This window comes from Ruegeria sp. CH5 (assembly GCF_056537025.1).
The window spans coordinates 28,675-45,780 of sequence record NZ_JBQFQT010000004.1 but is presented as its reverse complement, the minus strand read 5'-3'; the positions used below and the strand labels follow the sequence as shown (position 1 = coordinate 45,780).

The 17,106-nt window shown below is 59.2% G+C and carries 9 protein-coding genes and 1 pseudogene; 5 read left to right on the top strand and 5 right to left on the bottom strand.

From position 1 onward, the window contains the following. From ACR0JC_RS13265 to ACR0JC_RS13255, 3 genes and pseudogenes are all read left to right on the top strand, one after another. The gene (locus tag ACR0JC_RS13265) at positions 1–1,038 is read left to right on the top strand and encodes an LLM class flavin-dependent oxidoreductase (RefSeq protein ID WP_170341769.1); all 1,038 of its coding nucleotides are present in this window, start codon (positions 1–3) and stop codon (positions 1,036–1,038) included. A gap of 11 nt (positions 1,039–1,049) precedes the next feature. After that, on the top strand, positions 1,050–2,513 hold the full coding sequence (locus ACR0JC_RS13260) for an aldehyde dehydrogenase (protein ID WP_170341767.1): 1,464 nt from the start codon (positions 1,050–1,052) through the stop codon (positions 2,511–2,513). A gap of 168 nt (positions 2,514–2,681) precedes the next feature. Next, positions 2,682–3,022, top strand: a pseudogene (locus ACR0JC_RS13255) (preQ(1) synthase); the annotation flags it as partial. Positions 3,023–3,108: 86 nt separating this feature from the next. Here the strand turns inward: ACR0JC_RS13255 and ACR0JC_RS13250 are convergent. The 4 genes from ACR0JC_RS13250 to ACR0JC_RS13235 all read right to left on the bottom strand — a co-directional run bounded on the left by ACR0JC_RS13250 (position 3,109) and on the right by ACR0JC_RS13235 (position 10,285). Then, positions 3,109–4,029: a hypothetical protein gene (locus ACR0JC_RS13250; RefSeq protein ID WP_170341765.1), complete on the bottom strand. Its 921-nt coding sequence runs from the start codon at positions 4,027–4,029 to the stop codon at positions 3,109–3,111. Between the two features lie 154 nt (positions 4,030–4,183). Next, the gene (locus ACR0JC_RS13245) at positions 4,184–7,330 is read right to left on the bottom strand and encodes an adenylate/guanylate cyclase domain-containing protein (RefSeq protein WP_170341763.1); all 3,147 of its coding nucleotides are present in this window, start codon (positions 7,328–7,330) and stop codon (positions 4,184–4,186) included. Positions 7,331–7,839: 509 nt separating this feature from the next. Continuing rightward, positions 7,840–8,907, bottom strand: coding sequence for a ParB/RepB/Spo0J family partition protein (locus ACR0JC_RS13240; protein ID WP_170341761.1), 1,068 nt, complete (start codon positions 8,905–8,907; stop codon positions 7,840–7,842). Then, the gene (locus tag ACR0JC_RS13235) at positions 8,900–10,285 is read right to left on the bottom strand and encodes an AAA family ATPase (RefSeq protein ID WP_170341760.1); all 1,386 of its coding nucleotides are present in this window, start codon (positions 10,283–10,285) and stop codon (positions 8,900–8,902) included. The genes ACR0JC_RS13240 and ACR0JC_RS13235 overlap by 8 nt, the downstream gene beginning before the upstream one ends. A gap of 582 nt (positions 10,286–10,867) precedes the next feature. Between ACR0JC_RS13235 and ACR0JC_RS13230 the strand changes: the two genes are divergently transcribed. Beyond that, complete coding sequence (locus ACR0JC_RS13230) at positions 10,868–12,142, top strand: replication initiation protein (protein WP_170341758.1); 1,275 nt, start codon at positions 10,868–10,870, stop codon at positions 12,140–12,142. A gap of 21 nt (positions 12,143–12,163) precedes the next feature. Here ACR0JC_RS13230 and ACR0JC_RS13225 read toward each other — a convergent pair whose 3' ends face one another. Beyond that, positions 12,164–14,605, bottom strand: a complete 2,442-nt coding sequence (locus tag ACR0JC_RS13225) for a Tex family protein (RefSeq protein ID WP_254430776.1) — start codon at positions 14,603–14,605, stop codon at positions 12,164–12,166. A 162-nt stretch (positions 14,606–14,767) separates the two neighbouring features. On the opposite strand from ACR0JC_RS13225, the gene ACR0JC_RS13220 reads away from it, so the two are divergent. Then, positions 14,768–16,981 carry an NADP-dependent isocitrate dehydrogenase gene (locus ACR0JC_RS13220; protein WP_170341756.1) on the top strand — a complete coding sequence of 738 codons (2,214 nt, stop codon included), beginning with the start codon at positions 14,768–14,770 and terminating at the stop codon, positions 16,979–16,981. Positions 16,982–17,106: the final 125 nt, after the last annotated feature.

Below are 17,106 nucleotides of genomic sequence, written 5' to 3'. Positions count from 1 at the left end.
ATGAAGTTCTCGCTGTTTGCGCATATGGAGCGGATTTCGCCAGAGCAGGACCAGAAGCAGTTGTATGACGAGTTCATCCAACTGTGCAAAATCGCCGACGACGGCGGGATGCATGCCGTCTGGACGGGCGAACACCACGGGATGAACTTTACAATCGCGCCCAACCCGTTTCTCAGCCTGATTGACGTGGCTCGGCATACCCGGAATGTCCGGCTGGGCACCGGCACCGTGATCGCGCCCTTCTGGCATCCGATCCGTTTGGCAGGCGAGGCCGCGATGACGGACATCATAACCGACGGTCGGCTGGATCTGGGCATTGCCCGCGGTGCCTACAGTTACGAATACGAACGCATGATGCCCGGCATGGATGCGTGGGAAGCCGGGCAGCGCATGCGCGAACTCATCCCTGCAGTGAAACAGCTCTGGCAGGGAGATTACGCCCATGACGGCGAATTCCACCAATTTCCCAAGACCACCTCGTCGCCCCTGCCCCTGCAACCTGGTGGGCCGCCAATCTGGGTGGCCGCACGCGACCCCAACAGCCACGAATTTGCCGTACGCTCAGGGTGCAACGTACAGGTCACGCCATTGTGGAACGGCGACGACGAGGTCATCGACCTGATGGCCAAGTTCAATGCCGCCTGCGCAAAGTTTCCTGACATGCCGCGCCCCAAGATCATGTTGCTGCGCCACACATACGTGGCCGAAGATCAGAACGACGTGAAACAGGCCGCCATCGAGTTGAACCGGTTCTACTGCTATTTCGGTGCATGGTTCATGAACAAGCGTGACGTCACTCAGGGGCTTATTTCCCCGCTGAGTGATGCCGAAATCGCCGAGCATCCGTTCTATTCGCCCCAGAACATGGAGCGGGACCTTGTCATCGGAACAGCCGATACCGTGATCGACCGGCTTTGGAGATGCGAGGAACTGGGGTATGACGAGTATTCATTCTGGATCGACTCCAGCATGCCGTTTGAACGCAAAAAGGCCTCGTTGGAGCGTTTCATCAAGGATGTGATGCCGGCCTTTCAATAGAGGAATTCTGGATGCAACGGTTTCAGAACTATATCGGCGGCACTTTCCGCGATGGCGACACCTGGTTCGAAAGTGTCGACCCATCCACAGGTGAGGCTTGGGCGCAGATGCCCGCCGCCAGCCAAGCCGATGTGGACCAGGCCGTGATGGCAGCGGACCAGGCCTTCAATTCCCCGGAATGGGCGTCATTGACCGCAACGGCGCGGGGCAAGCTGCTATACCGATTGGCAGATCTGATCGCTGAAAACGCGCCCAGACTGGCCGAGCTGGAAACCCGCGATACAGGTAAAATCACCCGCGAAACCTCGGCGCAGATTGCCTATGTCGCGGATTACTATCGTTACTACGCGGGCCTCGCGGACAAGATCGAAGGCGCCCATTTGCCCATCGACAAGCCAGATATGGAAGTTTGGCTGCGGCGAGAACCCGTAGGGGTTGTCGCGGCGATCGTGCCCTGGAACTCGCAATTGTTCCTGTCGGCGGTCAAGATCGGCCCGGCCCTGGCGGCCGGTTGCACAGTGGTGCTGAAGGCCTCAGAAGAGGCCCCTGCCCCAATGCTGGAATTCGCGCGGATCTTTCACAAGGCCGGATTTCCCGAAGGTGTTCTGAATGTCCTGACGGGCGGGCCCGATGTCGGCGCTGCCTTGACCCGGCACGAAAGAATTGCCCATGTCGCCTTTACCGGCGGGCCGGAAACGGCTCGGCATATCGTGCGAAACTCGGCAGAGAACCTGGCGTCGACCTCTTTGGAGTTGGGCGGAAAGTCGCCCTTCATCGTGTTCGAGGATGCGGATCTGGACAGTGCGGTCAACGCTCAGGTCTCCGGAATTTTCGCAGCGTCGGGTCAAAGCTGCGTTGCCGGTTCGCGACTTGTGGTTCAGGCATCGATCAAGGACGCGGTCCTGGACCGTCTGAGGCAAAAGGCCGAAGCGGTCGTGATCGGCGCACCGGATGACATGGCGACCGAAGCCGGGCCCCTGTGCACGCAGCGGCAGCAGAAATGGGCCGCCGAACTTGTCACCCGGTCGCAGGCCCAAGGCGCGCAATTGATCACTGGCGGCCAGCCACTTGATCGCGCGGGATTCTACTTTCCACCGACCATTCTGGATTGCAGTCGGGCGCGCGATGCTGATTGCCTGACGCACGAATTCTTCGGCCCCGTCCTGTCGGTCGTTTCCTTCGAAACAGAGGATGAGGCCATCGCGATCGCAAACGATACCCGGTTTGGCCTAGCCTCGGGCGTGTTCACGCAAAACCTCACGCGGGCCCATCGGGTGGTTCGGTCAATCCGAGCCGGCATTGTCTGGGTCAACACCTACCGCGCAGTCAGTCCGATCGCTCCGTTTGGGGGGCATGGATTGTCGGGGCATGGGCGCGAGGGCGGGCTGCAGGCTGCATTGGACTACACCAAAATCAAGTCCGTTTGGTTGCGCACCAGCGACGACCCTATTCCTGATCCTTTTGTCATGCGCTGACCCGCCGGCCACCCCGAAATGCGTAAAACTCGGCAGGAAACTCAGAGACCACAAAACAGATCGGCTTGGCAGTAGCTTGCCCACCGTTAAACACTGCGCATCCCGGTTGCAGCGTAAACGAGTTGCAAAACAAGGGTTCAGATTCCACAAGCCGATTTCGAATAGTGCGTGAGGTTCACCGCGCCCGAATTCACTTCGCTCTGCCCGATGAATGGACAGGCTGACTATGGTCATCTGGTGATCGATTGAATTCGGGGGGCTGGCTTGTCAGTTCGAAGTCTCTGAAACTGTTTCTGGGAACGTTCCGAAACCACAGCTCCTTCCAAGAGAACTGCACCGTTTCCATTGCCCGGCGCCGGGTCAGGTTTCCGACGCAGCGGTGGTTCCGGATTGGAAGGCACTGGTATCCACGTGGCGGCATCCCGATCGACCTGTCCTGGCAAACAGGCGCCATGCCTGAAAATGTCTCGATCTCCGATCAGGGTGTGCCGCCTGATCGCGGACGGGGAAATTTTGGGAAACCCTGCGCCTTGATCAGACGAGAAATGTCGCGGCGCAGGGTCTGCGGTATGGTCAAACCGGAACAGAAGTAGCCTTACTTGGTAGCGCTTACATCTCCGGGAATGCATCCACGGGCGCAGAACCTCATGTCGCTGGGCGCAACAGACCACACGTCGACATCATTCGGCGGCTTGTTCTTGAAGTCGATATCAAGGCAACTTGCCGCCTTCGGAGTGTAGTACTTGTTTCTGGGGTCGACATTGCCGAGTTGGTCGAACCCGGAAATTAGACGCATATCCGGTCCCCATCTTTCGCCATGCAGTGTCAGATTGGAGTAATAAGCCATCAGCTTGATCGATTTACCCTGCGCGAACATCTTATAGGTCATCTGGACCCCACCGATTGTCTTGTCGATCGGCCCCTGTTCCAACCCGGAACCAATCGAGATTACCCACCGGCGCTTGAGAGGAATGGAAATATCAACTCCGTCTTCACTGCATTCCAGCAATTTGTACGAAAAAATGTTCAGCACGGCGTTTGTTCTAATCGGGTTCGTGTGAAGCCTCAGAACGCTGTAAACCGGCTTGATGGTGGCACTTTGGATCGGAGCGCCGTTGACGACACAATTTTTCTGCAGCACCGCAAGTTCCGTCAGAACCATGTCCGAAAAGGACGACGCAAAACCGCCTTCCAGGGACTGCGCCATAAGCGCCGACATTCCGGGGGCCTCCAAAACCCGCGTGGAGTCTCCGTATTCACGGAAGAGTTCAACGGGATCCAAGGAAACCAACTGACGGTCAGCTGAAAACAGCAGGTTCTCAGGATCATTTTCATCGATGACTTGATGATATTGAAAAGTAAACAACTCAGTGCCGCCGGAGTACTGCGGTATCCCATCTTCAAATTTTACGGTTCCGTCTTCGGACAAAATCTCTTGTGCCGTTGCCGGTCCGTGGATTGCAAGCGCCATCGCTGCGCAAAGAATTGAAACGCCTAAAGCCTTAAGTCTGAACATGATTATCCCCAGTTTTTTGATCTAAAAATCGAAACAATGCCGTCAAACACTATCAAATTTTCGTATATGTTTCAATAATCGCACCTTTCGGCAGTTCGGTTGAAGTTATGTCCAGACCAAAAACTTGGCACGAAAAGTGCGTCGACCGGGTGGCTCACTTCATTGCGACTTCGGACTGCGCATTGCGCAAGGCCGCCTCGACCCGGTCGGTGAATGGGAGCTGATACCGGACACTCCAGGATTTCTCACCCGCTCGCACAAGTTCGATCACCTTCAAGCCTTCAGCAATCTCTCCAGCCATCAAGTGCGCGTCTGCGAGCAAGGTCTGAGCGTAGAGAACGATCTGAGTTGAACCTGTATCAACATAGGCGTCGATACCGGCCGAGATCTCGGCGATCCCCTCGGCAGGGTGACCTTCTGATGCCCGCGCCCAGCCGTGCAGGATGCGGCCCCAGGCATCCCAGTAGTGGAACTCCCGCTGCCCACTGATCTCGAGCGCGCGGTTGACCATATCCAGCAATGACCCTGTGTCGCCCAATATCTGATAGATGGTCGCCAGGATGTTCAGCCCGTAGCACCGGGTGAAATCGTGTGGTTCACGACTGATCCGCTCAGCCAGTTCCGCTAGCTCGGCGCGAAACGTTTCGCCGTCTCCGCTTTGCAGCACCACGGCCCAGCACCTCATCGCCTGATCAACCAAGTATATGTCTGCCTCGTGATAATTCAGCAGATCGTCCGGGCCGGTTGCCCCGCGCAACGCAATCGCACGGTCGAAAGCAGAAATGGCGACCTCCAGACGGCCAAGCATGAAGTTGCTCATGCCGATATTGTGCGCCACGAGCGCCTCCATCGTCGGGTTTTCCGCGCGCCGTGCGACCTCCTCCAGGTAATCACACAAAGCCAACGCGCCCCTCGGATCGCCCAGAGTCAACTGAGCACCGAACTGCACATGCACGGCCAGAAACGCATCCGTCACACTGGCGGAGGAACGGTCAAGCAGGTGGCGGAACCGGTCCAGATTGGCCAAAACCTCTTTCGACCCGAACGCCCTGGTACTGAGGGCCACGTTCAGCATCTTGCGCAGCGAAATCTCTTCTCGATCCCGTTCGGGGCTTGGGGTGATTTTGTCGTTCTCGGTCAAGGCTTCATTGAGATGGTGGATGGTTTCTTCGTTGGCAAATCGCTCGCCCGAGATGACTGCCGCCCGGCGCCACGCGTCCCGGGCCTGTTTGGGCATGTCCGCGCGGGCATAGTGCTGGGCCAGCAATTCAGGGTTCTGACCCACAAGGTCACTGAACGAAGTGTCGAGGACCTCGGCGATCCGGCTGTGCACCGCCCGCGCCCGACTGGGCAACATCAGGTCATAGGCTGCGTCCCGTATCAAAGCGTGGCGGAACGCATAGGCGCCTCCCATATTGACCCCGCGCCGCACCAATATTTGCGCTTCGACCAACTCGTCCAACATGCGCAGGGTTGCCTCGTACGATTGACCGCTGACCGAACTGACCATCGCAGGCAGGATGTTGCGGTCAATGGCGGCGCAGACCGGCACGATATCGCGGGCCGTGCTCAGCCGGTCGAACATGGCCCAGAACAGTTCCTTGAGTGTCGATGGCAGTGCCTGTTGCATCTGCATTGCGGACGCGTCCGTCTGGTCGAAGAACCCGTCCTGGATCATTCGTGCCATCTCTTCCGCAAACAGAGGGACGCCATCCGTCCTGTTCGCGATCCGGTCTTTCATGGTCTGTGTCACTTGCTTGGACTGCAAAAGCGCATCCAGCATCTGGTGGACGTGGTCCCGGTCGAGGCGGGAAATCGTCAGCGGGACGACACCCTCCCGGCCTTCCCACGGTGGATGGTAGGACGGGCGGAACGTGCACATGATCATGACGGGCATGGACCTGAAGCGCTCGATCAACAAAGCGATGATTTCCTCAGTCGAGGGATCGATCCAATGCAGGTCTTCAAACAGCAACAGAACCGGTCGATGCCGCGCCAGCGCAGCAACGGTCTGCACCAAGGCCTCCTGAAACTGCTGCTTGAGCCGGTCAAAGGGCAGTTTCAGCAGGTTTTCCTCGGCCTCCACCGGCAACGACATGGCATAGGCAAACAAAGGAAGATAGTTTTCCGGAACCTCCGACCATTCCTGAAACAGTTGCCTGAGTTTGCGCAGCTTCCGCTGGTCGGAGTCGGTTCTGCGGAAATCGGCCATGTGGCTGATCCAGCTGAGAACCGGGAAATGGGCACTTCGCTCGTGGTTGGGCGAGCATTGGAACCCAAGCCGCAGAAATTGTTGTTCCTCGAATCCGCGGGTCGATTCCTCGACAAGACGAGATTTTCCGATGCCGGCCTCACCGGACACCATAACCGCCTGCCCTTCCCCATTCAGTGCGGCCTGCCAATGCTTCTTGATCGTCGCGATCTCATCGACCCGGTTGACGAAGGGCGAGCCTTGAACCCCGGGACGCGCCTGAAACCGCAGCATCGGCTCTTCCGCACTCAGAACTTTCCAGATGCCGATCGGGTTCTCAAACCCCTTGAGGCTTTGCTTCCCCTTCCACTCGCAGCGAAAGTTGCTGCCGATCAGTAGCTTGGTGTGCTCGCTGATGGCGACCGTTCCAGGGTCCGCCAGTTCCTGGATACGGGCCGCCAAATTCGGCACCTCACCGACCACCAGACCTCCCAAAGTCGAGTGATTGTCGACCACGGCTTCCCCGGAAGAAATCCCGACCCGAACCCCGATGACCTCACCCTTGCCGTGTTTGATACGACCAATGGAGCCACAGATTTCCAGTCCGGCGGCAACGGCCCTTTCCGCATCGTTCTCTTCTACCGTCGGATAACCGAAATAAGCAACCACTCCATCTCCGATGAATTGGGCAATGTGCCCGTGGTGCCGGGTCACGACATCAAAACAAAGGGCTTGATAGTCGTGCAGAACGGAGCGGTACTCCTCAAGATCCAGATGACTGGACAATTCAGTTGATCCAACGAGATCGACAAAGACCAAAGTCAGATACCTGCGCTCGGGGACACCTTCCAATGCCGTGGGTTGAGGCGCGTGAGACCCAGTTTGCGATGACGTGAGAGCATTCTCGGCATGTGATACGCCACCTTGATCCGAGCGAAGCGCCTCGATCGCCCGCATCATGCGTTTGCGATCCCCGAGGTTCAGTCCAAGCTCGACCAGGTCATTTTCAGTGAGGGTGGCAAGAACATCCAATTCGATCGCGTTCGAGGCGAACACATCATGGTACTTCTCAAGGGAATACCTCTCCAACCACGCCTTGATGTCAGCCATCTTCAGTCCTCGGTCGAAATTACTTCAATGTGCTTTGCCTTTTGTTCAATCGGCGTCAGTCAGAGGGACCTGGTTTCTGACGAAGCTAAAATATGTCCGACCGTATGCCGGCCCTTATAGTCAGCGCGTTGCGTATTAATTGCCAATGCAAGGCGGAACGCCCGCATTGTTGCCCCAACACGAACCTATCCCAAGTCGGAATTTGCGTCTACTGGCTGGCAAAATGCACCTTCGGGCCAAGCGGGATTCAATCAAGAACGCATCCAGCCAGAATTGGCCCAGCCGACGTTCACACTACCCAAGTTTCAGTCTGTCTCTCCGCTACTCATAGCGGTGGCGGTTCGGCGTCAAAATGGTCAAACGCCGGCGTATTGGAAACAAACCGAGCGTCCGTCATAATGATCATAATTATGCCTTTTTGCATACTACAGAGGAAGTGGCGGAAAGGTACCTGTTTACAGGAAGGTTTGGCCGGTGGAAGCACAGGCCAAACCAATGGTTAAAAATGGTCAGCCCAAATGCTCAACTAGCCGTTCCAACAACCGCGCGGCTTCGTCTACGCTCAGAGTCCGGCCGCGAAGATGTATCCGCAATTCGCCCGCTGATACCTCTGCTCGCAATTCTCCGCCTTTGGGCAGCGTCTGAATAGGCAGCCGTTGAATCTGTTTCGGGCGGCCCCCACGCGGCTTTTCCTGAGTCGGTGCAGGCGCGTCTTTCAACGCAGCCTCTATCACGGTCAGTTCCGATTTCGGGTCCGTGGCCTCACCCCGGGACAAGGCCTCCCTCAGCTTGGCCTGCGCGCCATCCCGGATAGCCGCGGCGATCCTGAGACCCGCCTTCTCCGACAACGCAACCGGGTACTGCAGTAAGTCGCCCAAGGCTTCGTGAACCACGGCAAAGCTGCGGACCTTGGACCTTTTGGCCTTGGAGGCTGTGGCGAACAGAACATCCACGGCGGCTTCGGTCGACGGGAACACACCCTGCCCAACAGCGAGGACAGCGATGCGCCCACGTTCATACGGGCTGAGGTTTGATCGAAGTTCGTTCTCCTCGACCATCGAAACATACGCCCCCTGCCCTGCGCCAGCCTGGCGCACGAACGCGGGAATTTGGGCGAATTTCGGGTCACCGCCGGCCAAACGGCGGAAGGCGTCCAACCGGCGATAGCCCGATATCAGGCCATAGCCATCCTCGGTTTTGGTCACCTCGATCGGCGTCCGCAGCCCGTTGGAGCGCAGAGATTCCAGCAGTTCGGACATTGCCTCTTCGTCATCGACCATGCGGTCGCGCCGCAAGAAATCGGCATCGATCTGATCTATGGGCACCATCTCTGCGACCAGACCGGCGTCCTGGGCATCCCGCCAACGCGCAGCGTCGCCTTGGTCTTTTGCAAGGGTTGCGCGGTCGGTCACTGCTGCCATGCCATTCAGCGTCGCGGCCTCGGCCGCGACCTGCGCGATTGGCGGAGTTGACGGGTTGGCCTCGAACGGGCTGATCGAGGGTTTCGCGGCGAAACCAGCCTCGAGCTCTTCAAGTTCCGCCGCATCCGGCGCCGTCAGTCTTCTGCGTTTAGCCATCGGCCTGTCCTCCCATCTGGGCGTCGCGCCACCAACACCCGATCAGCACTTCTTTGAATTCCGCGTAGGTCCGGTCGAAGGTCTCTCGCCCCCGAACATAGGTGTCGCGGTTAAAGTCACGGTAGTCCGCTTCATAGATTCCGTTCACCTGTTCTCCGGCCTGTCCCACCAAAGCGGTGTAATCCTGCCGATAGGCGTTCATGAAATCACCGAAATACGCCTGGATCACGTTGGCCATGTCCGTTTGCTGACTGGCGTCGAACCGGGTGATGATCGCGCGCACGACATCCCACTCGAACTTGAGTTCGGGCAACCCAGCCGCCCTTTGTGCCGCGTTCTCGCCATCCTCGATACTGGCGAATGTGGTGTAGAGCATGTCGAAGAAGCGCCCGGTGGAATCAAATTCCAGGAATGAAGCTCCGAGTGGCACCAGCAAAATGTCCGCTGCGGCCAGCGCATTGATCGTTAGGTACCCAAGTGCAGGAGGAGTATCGAGGAACACGATGTCGTAATCATTCAATACGGCCTCGTCCTGCAAGAAGTTGGTGAGCCCGTCCCACAGCGGCCAACTGCGAAGGCCCATCCGCCAGACCGGGATCTGAAATTCAGCCCAATAGAGGTTCAGTTGAGCACCAATGAGATCAATGTTGGGCCAATGGGTCTTCTGGATGACATCCTGAGGTTGGGTCCTCAGTGCCTCTTGCAGAGTTTCATCCAATGGGATTTCGGGTTGACCGGCAGCCGCGCGGACCCTGTTCTCCTCCTGAACCGCGCGCGCATAGTCTTTTGCGATCAAGGGGAAAACCGTCTGCCATTCATCCGCGACGCGACCACCTAGGATGGACGTCATGGATCCCTGGCTATCAAGATCAATCACCAGCACTTTATAACCGTCCAACGCGGCCGACATTGCCAGATGAGCAGCGGTCGACGTCTTGCCAACGCCACCTTTGAAATTGGCAACGGCAACAACTTTTGCCGGCAGATTTTCCGGCCGGTAGGGCAGGTATTCCTTGGTGCTTACACCTTCGGCGGCGAAATGGCGCCTCAAGGTCAGAACTTCTTCGAGGGTGAACCATTTCGATCCTGCTTCGCCTTCGCCTTGCGGGAGGTCAGGATTTGCCTTGAGGACGCGGCGCAGGTGGGCCGGAGCCACCGGGATCAGGTACTTGGTAATCTCCCAAATCGAAAACCGGCGGAGGCGCTTTTCGCCATCGGGCGCATACCCGCGGCGGGCCAGATCTTCGCGCCCTTTGGCACAGAAGGTTGCAGCTTTTGCGAATCGAGATGTCCCGATAGGATCGGGTAACTTTGATGCAGCCTTGGCCGGATCCAGATTGAAGTACGGCGGGAGAGCAGGTTGCTTAGATTTTGTCACTGTCGATGCCTCGAATAATGTTCGCCTTTCCGGCGTATATCAGGAAATGTACCGAACATTTTCCTTCTGCGCTATCCTCGAAAGAGCAGTTTTCCACAGAAGAATGCCGAAGAGTTCGGTTTCGCGACGAAACCTGCATTTATTTCCAGAAAAGGGCACACCAAAGAGTTTATTCTTTTTAAGGGTTTTAGATTCTTTGCGGACAGAAAACAAAAATAAATCATATACTTGTGTTCGCATTGGCACCCGGATACAGGACCAAGGGTTCCAGGCTTCGGGATCAAAGGCACCTGTATACAGGATCAAAGGGTCCCGAATCCGGGGAGAGGGGCACCGATTCGCGGTTCGGCTCTATCGTGGACTATTTTGGGTCTAATCCGATTGCGCTGATCGCCGCCCACGCGTGTCACGACTCCAAGTTTGAACCAATTGGCCTCCGCTTCTGTGGATAACTGGGACGCCGATTCGGATAGGTACCTGTCTACGGGATTCGCTTCATCCTGCAAATGGGGACCCAAATATGGTTGATCCACGGGTACCTTTTGTGTCACAAACTTGGCAAAAGAGCAGCCGGGCAGAATCATGCCGGATACACAACTGGACATGGATCACCTCTCAGGCGCTTTGCGTCGGGAAACGGTGAAAAAGAATGTGGCCGCGATCCATATCAGCGGCAAGCTGACGCTGTTGCAGCGAAAGCTTTCCAATGTGTTGCTTCTCAATGCCTACGACTCACTGACCACGGCGCAGACCCATACGATTGATGCCCGCACCCTGGCTATGATGGTGGGCTACAACTCGAACGACTTCGACACATTGCGCGCCAGCCTGAGAGCGCTTGCCGAGACAGTGGCCGAATGGGACATGCTCGATGAAAAAGGGCGGCAAGAGTGGGGCGTGTCGTCGTTGCTGAGTTTTGCCAAGCTCAAGGGCGGGATCTGCGAATACGCCTATTCCCCGGCCCTGGCGCAGAAGCTGTACGATCCGAAAATCTATGCGTTGATCAATGTGCACATCCAACGCAATTTCAGCTCGGGGCACGGGCTGGCCTTGTATGAAAACTGTTATCGTTTCGTACGCACCGGGTCGACCGGATGGTGGGCGCTCGAGGTGTTCCGCAAGTTGATGGGTGTGGACGGCAGCGACTATTACACGAGCTTCAAACACCTGAATGCCAAGATCATCAAACCTGCAGTGGCCGAGGTGAACAAAAGCTCGGATATTCTGATCGAGCCCGAGTTCCGCAAGAAGGGCCGCAGCGTCACCGACATTCGTTTCCTGATCAAGGCGAACCCGCAGAAGGCAATGTTCGAGATCGACGACAGCGATGGGGTGCGCAACCTGGCGGTCTACAAGACCTTGCGCAAACAAGGGGTGTCCGATCGGCTGGCGCGTCAGTGGATCTTTGAGCATGGCGAGGATTACGTGCAGCAGAAGCTGGACTATGTAGCCGGGCAGGGGGACGTGAAATCAACGCTGGGGTATCTTTCGGCCGCCTTGCGCGATGACTACAAGGCCCCCGCGGCAGAGACCGTGAAACCGCCTAGTCCCGAGGCGCTGGCCGCAGCCAAGCAGCGGGAGGAAGAAAAGGCACGCGAAGATCAAGCTTATGCCGCGCGCGTAGCGGAGCGCGCCGAGCGTGCCCGCAAGTTGGCCATCGTCGAAGATCTGGTTTCGCGGCGAAACCCCACTCAACGGGATGCCGACAAACGCTTGTTCATGTCGACTTTGTCGGACGAGCTAGACCGAGAGAACTTCCGGCAACATGGGTGGCGATCAGGTTTGAACGCCAACGCCATTTTTGCCTTCTGGGAGGAGTTGGAGCCCGATGCGTTCCAGACGGAAACCCCCGCCTGAGGCACAGGCGGGGCAGGGTGGCTACTGATTTTTCAGTGCATTCCGAAGCGCGTCCCCAAACGCGCTGTGCTGCGCTTTTCCGGCTGATTTTGCGCGTTGCGATTTCGAGGTGCCTGTGTTCTTAGCGCGCGCGTTCTGCCCACTATGGTCGCGATCTTGCCGGGCAGAGGCACCGCCATCCTTGCGCATGCTCAGCCCGATCCGCTTGCGAGGCACGTCCACTTCGACCACACGAACGCGCACGACCTGACCAGCCTTGACCACCTCATGCGGGTCTTTAACGAACCGGTCGGCCAGCTGGCTGACATGCACCAGCCCGTCCTGATGTACGCCGATATCGACGAAGGCGCCAAAGGCAGCGACATTGGTCACGGTGCCTTCCAGCACCATGCCGGGTTTGAGGTCGGTGATCTCCTCGACACCTTCCTTGAAACTGGCGGTCACGAAGCTGGGGCGCGGGTCGCGGCCGGGCTTTTCCAACTCGGCAAAGATGTCGCGCACCGTGGGCAGGCCGAACCGGTCATCCACGAACTGTTCGGCGCGCAGGCCGCGCAGTGCTCCGTCATTGCCCATGATCTGACGGATGTCTCGGCCGCAGGCCTGCACGATGCGGCGGGCCACGTCATAGGCCTCGGGGTGGACGGCCGAGGCGTCCAACGGCTCATCCCCGTCGCGGATGCGCAGGAAACCCGCGCATTGCTCGAAGGCGCGGGGGCCGAGGCGGGCGACCTTCAGAAGATCCTGCCGTGACCGGAATGCACCAGCGAGGTCGCGATGCGCCACGATGGCTTCGGCCAGACCGGGGCCCAGGCCCGAGACATGGGCCAGCAGCGGCGCCGAGGCGGTGTTCAGATCGACGCCGACGGCGTTCACCACGTCTTCGATCACCGCTTCCAGAGACTGGCTCAGCCGGTGTTGATCAACGTCGTGTTGATACTGGCCGACGCCGATGCTCTTGGGTTCGATCTTGACCAGCTCGGCCAGCGGGTCCTGCAGGCGGCGGGCGATCGACACCGCGCCACGCAGCGAGACATCCAGATCGGGAAACTCGCGCGCGGCCAGTTCCGAGGCGGAATAGACCGAAGCCCCGGCTTCGGACACCACGACCTTGGTGGGGGCCTGCACCCCTTTGGGTTGCAGTTTCAGCGTGTCGGCCACCAGCCGCTCGGTCTCGCGGCTGGCGGTGCCGTTGCCGATGGCGATCAGTTCAACCTTGTGGGTGGCGATCAGGTTCAGGATGGTGGCCTGTGCGCCGCGCAGATCGTTCTTGGGTTGGAACGGATAGAGCGTGTCGGTCGCCACCAGCTTGCCCGTCGCGTCCACCACCGCGGCCTTGACGCCGGTGCGGATGCCCGGGTCCAGCCCCAGAGTGGGGCGAGGTCCGGCAGGGGCGGCAAAAAGCAAGCCATTGAGATTGCGTGCAAAAACCTGAATGGCCTCCTCCTGCGCGCGGCTGCGCAGATCGGCCATAAGTTCGACCATCATCGACAGCGACAGCTTTACCCGCCAGGTCCAGCCCGCGGCCTTGCGCAGCCAGGCATCGCCCGGCCCGTCGCTGCGCGTCTGCAGATGGGCGGCCACGATCGCCTCGGCCCGGGCGGCGCCGGTCTCCGGGTCGGGGGCGATGTCCAGCGTCACGATCCCCTCTTTCGAGGCGCGCAGCATCGCCAGCGCCCGGTGCGAAGGCACCTTGGCCCAGGGCTCGGCATGGTCGAAATAGTCGCTGAACTTGGCGCCTTCCTGTTCCTTGCCCTCGATCACCTTCGAGGTCAGCAGCGCCTCGGCCTGCATGAAGCTGCGCAGCTCGCCCAGAAGGGCGGCGTTTTCGGTCAGACGCTCGGTGATGATGTCGCGCGCGCCATTCAGCGCGTCCTTGGTGGTGGGCACGGCCTCGGTCACATAGGCCTGGGCCAGACCCTCGGGGTCGGCGCTGCGGTCGGCCAGGATCGCGTCGGCCAGCGGCTCCAGCCCGTTTTCCCGCGCGATCATCGCCTTGGTGCGACGCTTGGGTTTGTAGGGCAGGTAGATGTCTTCCAGCTGTGCCTTGGTTTCGGCGCGGGCAATGGATTTGGCCAGATCGTCGGTCAGCTTCCCTTGATCCTTGATCGAGTTCAGGATCGTCTCGCGCCGCGCCTCAAGCTCGCGCAGATAGGCCAGCCGGTCGGACAGGGTTCGCAGCTGGCTGTCATCCAGCCCGCCCGTCACCTCTTTGCGGTAGCGCGCCACGAAGGGCACGGTGGCGCCTTCGTCCAGCAGCTTGACCGCCGCGTCCACCTGTCCGGGGCGGGCATTGATTTCCGTGGCGATGGTACGGGCGATGCGGTCCAACGGGGCCTCCTTGATCTCGGGTTGGAGAACCGTCTTAGCCAGCGCCCGCGCCAAGGGAAAGGCGTTGCGTATCGTCGGCGGGCTGAAAATACGGGCATATGCGCGGTTTTGCGCAAACTGGGTCAAAATGCGCATTCAGTTGCGATTGATCCCGGGCCCCGGGTGATTTAAGGGAAGCCCTGTCAAATCAGAGTCACCTCGGAGCGGAACAGCATTCACGCTCCTCGCACGCCGCGCCGCACGCGGCACAACTCTCGGATCGCACGCCCCTGAAAGGCTTAAAAAAGGTAAGGGAACATGGCAGAAAAATCGAACTTCGACATATTGTATACCATCGTAGACGAAGCGCCGGAGCTGGCCAGTGCCTCGTTCCTGCCCATCATCCGCAAATTCGCCTCGGCCGCGGGCGTCAGCGTTGGAACCAAGGATATTTCGCTGGCCGGGCGCATCATCGCGGCCTTCCCCGAAAACCTGACCGAAGAGCAGCGTCAGCCCGACGATCTGGCCGCCTTGGGTGAGCTGGTGAAAACCCCCGAGGCCAACGTGATCAAGCTGCCCAACATCTCGGCCTCGGTGCCGCAGCTGGTCGCTGCCATCAAGGAACTGCAGGGGCAGGGCTACGACATCCCCAACTATCCCGAGGACCCCAAGACCGACGCCGAAAAAGAGATCCGCGCCCGCTATGACGCGATCAAGGGCTCGGCCGTGAACCCGGTTCTGCGCGAGGGCAACAGCGACCGCCGCGCCGCCAAGGCGGTCAAGCGCTATGCCCAGCAGCACCCGCATTCGATGGGCGAATGGTCGGCCGACAGCAAGACCAAGGTGTCGTCGATGCCGGGCAACGATTTCTATGCCAACGAGAAATCGGCTACCATCACCGCAGACCAGACCGGTGATGCGCTGATCGAATTCGTGGGCAAGGATGGCAGTGTTACCGTCCTTAAAGACAGCTGGACACTGGAGGAAGGCACCGTTGCCGATGCCACTTTCATGTCGGTCAAGGCGCTGTCGGAGTTCCTGGATGCCGCGATCGAGGACACCAAGAAAGACGGCACGATGTTCTCGCTGCACATGAAGGCGACGATGATGAAGGTCAGTGACCCGATCATTTTCGGCTACGCCGTAAAGTCGTGGCTGGCGCCGGTGTTCGAGAAATTCGGTGACCGCATGGCACAGCTGGGCGTCAACCCGAATTCGGGCCTGGGCGATCTGCTGAACCGCGTCAAGGACGATGCCGAGATCATGGCCGCGATCGATGCGGTCAAGGTCGATCGACCCTCGATGTACATGGTGGACAGTGACAAGGGCATCACCAACCTGCACGTGCCGTCGGACGTGATTATTGACGCTTCGATGCCCGCCGTGATCCGCGCGGGCGGCAAGGGCTGGGACGAGAGCGGCAAGAAGGGCGACACCAACTGCGTGATCCCCGACCGCTGCTATGCGCCGGTCTATGACGAGACCATCAATTTCTTCAAAGCCAACGGTGCGCTGAATCCGGCGACCGCCGGTTCGGTGGCCAATGTGGGCCTGATGGCCCAGAAGGCCGAGGAATATGGCAGCCACCCGACCACATTTGAGGCGCCCGCCGACGGCACGATCCGCATCGTTCTGGCCAATGGCGAAACCCTGCATTCGCATGAGGTCGAAAAGGGCGACATCTGGCGCGCCTGCACGGCCAAGAAAGCCCCGATTGAAAACTGGATCCAACTGGCGATGGACCGTCAGCGTCTGACCGGCTCCGAGGCGATCTTCTGGCTGGATGCAAACCGCGCCCATGACGCCGAGCTGATCAAATACGTCAAGCCGGCGCTGGAGGCTGCGGGCGTGGCTGACAAGTTCCTGATCATGGCGCCACGTGAGGCGACCCGCAAGTCGCTGGAAACCATCACCGCCGGCAAGGACAGCATCGCCATCACCGGCAACGTGCTGCGCGACTATCTGACCGACCTGTTCCCGATCCTCGAACTGGGCACTTCGGCCAAGATGCTGTCGATCGTCAAGCTGATGAATGGCGGCGGCCTGTTCGAGACCGGTGCAGGTGGCTCGGCGCCCAAGCACGTTCAGCAGCTGGTCGAGGAAAACCACCTGCGTTGGGACTCGATGGGCGAATTCTGCGCGCTGGGGGAATCGTTGAACTTCCTGGCCGACAGCAGCGGCAACGCCAAGGCCGCGGTTCTGGGCGCTGCGGCCGAGGCCGCAACGCAGGGCATCCTGGACCACGACCGCTCGCCCAGCCGCAAGGTTGGCGAGCCGGACAACCGCGACAGCCACTATTGGTTCGCCCGCTACTGGGCCGAGGCACTGGCCGCGCAGTCGGATGATGCTGAACTGGCCGCGCATTTTGCTCCGATCGCCAATGAACTGGCGGAAAAGGAAGAGCAGATCCTGTCCGAACTGCTGGCCGCTCAAGGCGAACCTGCAGATCTGGGCGGCTATTACCACGGCGATCGCACCAAAACTGCGGCGGTGATGCGCCCCAGCGCGACACTGAACGCGATCATTGGCTGAACACAAAAGGCCGGGCGAATGAGCCCGGCCTTTCTATTTTGTCGGATCAGGCGACAGTTGTTATTTTCCTGTGTTATTGTTTGCCTTGGCTTGATTGGCCGCACCTGAACAGTTCCAGCACGACC

Bases quoted from the DNA above. Each gene is read 5' to 3' on its own strand.
- ACR0JC_RS13245 (WP_170341763.1), bottom strand. From the start codon at position 7,330: ATGGCTGACATCAAGGCGTGGTTGGAGAGGTATTCCCTTGAGAAGTAC.
- ACR0JC_RS13265 (WP_170341769.1), top strand. From the start codon at position 1: ATGAAGTTCTCGCTGTTTGCGCATATGGAGCGGATTTCGCCAGAGCAG.
- ACR0JC_RS13250 (WP_170341765.1), bottom strand. From the start codon at position 4,029: ATGTTCAGACTTAAGGCTTTAGGCGTTTCAATTCTTTGCGCAGCGATG.
- ACR0JC_RS13230 (WP_170341758.1), top strand. From the start codon at position 10,868: ATGCCGGATACACAACTGGACATGGATCACCTCTCAGGCGCTTTGCGT.
- ACR0JC_RS13260 (WP_170341767.1), top strand. From the start codon at position 1,050: ATGCAACGGTTTCAGAACTATATCGGCGGCACTTTCCGCGATGGCGAC.
- ACR0JC_RS13225 (WP_254430776.1), bottom strand. From the start codon at position 14,605: ATGCGCATTTTGACCCAGTTTGCGCAAAACCGCGCATATGCCCGTATT.
- ACR0JC_RS13220 (WP_170341756.1), top strand. From the start codon at position 14,768: ATGGCAGAAAAATCGAACTTCGACATATTGTATACCATCGTAGACGAA.
- ACR0JC_RS13240 (WP_170341761.1), bottom strand. From the start codon at position 8,907: ATGGCTAAACGCAGAAGACTGACGGCGCCGGATGCGGCGGAACTTGAA.